We start from the raw sequence: 364 nt of genomic DNA, 5'->3' as shown, positions 1-364 counted from the left end.
CGCTGCCCGGCGCGAGGTCGGTGATGCCCATCAGCAGCAGGCATGACGGCGTCACCTCGGGGTGGATGTACATGCGCAGCGTGCGCCTGTTGGCGCGGGCCTCCTCGCCCAGCACCAGCGGCTTGGCTTCGCTGCCGGCGATGAGGCGGTGGGCAATGTCGGCGCCCGCCGGCACCGAGGTCATGTAAAAATGCGCCGGCCTCTCCGGATCGTCGCTCGCCAGCGTCACCTCGCGCGCGCCGCGCCCGACATAGACGACGTCGCGGTTGGCGACGGCGAACCGCTCGCCGTCTATGGTGACAGCGCCGCTGCCGCCGAGATTCGCGATACCCATCTCGCGCGCCGTAAAGAAGCGCTCCGTGCC

At 70.3% G+C, this 364-nt stretch carries 1 protein-coding gene; it reads right to left on the bottom strand.

Annotated elements, in window-relative coordinates; genetic code table 11:
* On the bottom strand, window positions 1-334 hold a 334-nt coding region (locus EN807_RS33280), incomplete at its 3' end, for a 5-deoxy-glucuronate isomerase (RefSeq protein ID WP_246684518.1).
* Window positions 335-364 lie beyond the last annotated feature (30 nt).

It is taken from the genome of Mesorhizobium sp. M5C.F.Ca.ET.164.01.1.1 (assembly GCF_004792125.1).
GTDB lineage: Bacteria > Pseudomonadota > Alphaproteobacteria > Rhizobiales > Rhizobiaceae > Mesorhizobium > Mesorhizobium wenxiniae.
This window is presented reverse-complemented; position numbering and strand designations above follow the sequence as displayed.